General features: G+C 70.3%; 2 protein-coding genes. One reads left to right on the top strand and one right to left on the bottom strand.

Annotated features, from left to right (window positions below):
* Window positions 1-93: 93 nt before the first annotated feature.
* Window positions 94-981, bottom strand: coding sequence for a septum formation family protein (locus ACFWVE_RS09735; RefSeq protein WP_384010031.1), 888 nt, complete (start codon window positions 979-981; stop codon window positions 94-96).
* Window positions 982-1,290: 309 nt separating this feature from the next.
* Here ACFWVE_RS09735 and ACFWVE_RS09730 point away from each other — a divergent pair, with 309 nt between their 5' ends.
* Window positions 1,291-1,995, top strand: coding sequence for a DUF5994 family protein (locus tag ACFWVE_RS09730; RefSeq protein ID WP_384010028.1), 705 nt, complete (start codon window positions 1,291-1,293; stop codon window positions 1,993-1,995).
* Window positions 1,996-2,156: the final 161 nt, after the last annotated feature.

Raw genomic sequence — 2,156 nt, 5'->3', positions numbered from 1 at the left:
CCCCGTGCGGGGGGGGGGGGGCCCCGCCGGGCCGGGCGGGTGTCGGGGGGGGGGGTCGCCGGGGGCCCCGCCCCCCGCCGATCCGACGGAGCGTCAGCCCGCCCAGACCTCGGCCTCGTCGGCCGGGACGGTGGTGGCCAGGTCCAGTTCCTTGCGGGCGGCGACCGACTTGTTCGGGTCGATGTCGGTGAACGCCGGGTCGTAGGCGATGTAGAACGCGTCGGCGTCGGCGGCGTTCGCGGCCTTCTTCCAGTTCCCGGCCGCCTTCGTCAGCGTCGCGCGGAGCTTGCCGACCTCGGTGCCCTCGATGCCGTCCAGGCCCTCGACGTGTGCGTCGAGGGCGGCCGCGACGGCCTTGGCCTGCGCCTTGTAACCGGCCAGGTCGTCCTCGACGGTGTCCTTCTCGGGCTGGTTCGCCCACAGGGCCTCGTAGACCGCGTTCGAACCCTTGAGGTACGTGGTCTGCTCGGGCTCGAGGGACTTCGCGGTGTCCAGCGAGCCGCTGAACGTGCCCTCCCCCGCGGTGTAGGTGCAGCTCACCGCGCGGTCACCCGTCGCCCAGCTCTCCTTGGTCGGGGTGTAGTAGAAGAGGGCGCCGCCCTTGGGGAGCGCCCAGGTGTCCGGGGCGTACTTCTGCGCCTCGACCGGGCAGCGTTCGTCCGCGATCGTCGAGACCCCGTCGTCGCCGGGGTACTCCTTGCCCTCGTCGATCGCGAACTCGCCGACGACTTGGCCCTCGTGCGCCTCGTCGCAGGGCACGATCTCGACGGCGTACGCCGTCCCCTCGGCCTTGCCGGTCGGGTTGTAGCAGTCGCCGATGTCCAGCGAGAACACCGAGCGCTGGCGAGCCACCTTCTTCGCGCTGTCCTTGGTGCTGTCGACGGCGTCGGAGACGTCCGAGCATCCCACCGCGCCGATCGCGAGCAGGGCGGCAACGGCGGATATGCCGCGAAGGGAACGATAGGGGGCACGGATTGTCATGACGTGTACATCCTCTTATATGATCTTTATGAGAGTCGTGCGCATCGTATGCCATTCCTGTGGCCCGGTTGTGCGAAGACCCTCACTTCATCGCGGTGTCTCTGACTCGCGACGGGCCGCGAGGGTTGCATCCGAACTGCTCGCAGGTGGGAGGCGGGAGGGCCCTGTGACACCTCTGTGGAGCCGGGCGCTGTTGAGCGGGGAGCCGGTCGAGCCGGCGGCGAGGGACACGAACGACACAAAGGCACTGGGGCCCATACAGGGCCGCGTGAGAGCCAGTACTCCAGCAGCGGCGGAGCGCGGAGTAGTGTGGACAGCACCGAGGGCATTTCGCACACCGGCTTCCACGCCGGGTCGCTCTCGGCGAACAATGAAACCCGGGCCGCCGCAGAAGCGGCCCGGAGACGGGTCCGCATCATGTCGGCGACCTTGCACCCGGCCCTGCCGCACCCCGAGCCCGTCGCAGCCCCGGCCGCACGCCTCGCCCTGAAGACCGACGGCACGTCCCGTGGACTCCTGGACGGTGCCTGGTGGCCCCGATCCCGGGATCTGCTGAGCGAACTGCCTGCACTGACCGACGTGTTGGACCCCTTGTGGGGCCGCATCACCCGCATCGCCGTCAACCCGAAGTACTGGCCGGTCATCCCCCGCAAGGTTCCCGTGGACGGTCACATCGTCAAGGTCGGCTGGTTCACCCGGGAAATCGACCCGCACAAGCTGCTGCTGCTCTCCTACCGCACCGGACGCTGGGACCTGCTGGTCATCCCGCCCGAGACCGGGGCGGAGTCGGCGGCCCGGCTGATGGCTGCCGCGTCCGACTACGACGGTCCGCCCCTGACCACGAGCGCGCTCATCGCCGCGGACGAGGCCCGGCACGGCGCCTCCGCGACCGACGAGCCGCTGGACCCGGACGGGTCATGGGAGTACGAGGGCGGCGCCTCCGCGATGTCCGCGGCCGTTCCGGAACAGACCGGTCCGCCCGGTCGGGCAAGCCGCCTGATCATCGGCATGTGAGGTGGCTGCCATGAACGTCCTCCTGACCGTCACCGCCTTCGTGGTTCTCATCGCAGCGGGCGCGTACGTGATCCACCGGCTCACCAGCCAGCTTGCCGACAGGATCGCCGTTCACCGGTACGGCGCCGCCCCGTCCGACGCGGCGTCGTCCGACGCGGCGT

The organism is Streptomyces sp. NPDC058632 (assembly GCF_042717095.1).
In the GTDB taxonomy this organism is placed as follows: domain Bacteria; phylum Actinomycetota; class Actinomycetes; order Streptomycetales; family Streptomycetaceae; genus Streptomyces.
The sequence above is the reverse complement of the archived record's forward strand: the minus strand, read 5'-3'. Positions and strand labels throughout refer to the sequence as shown.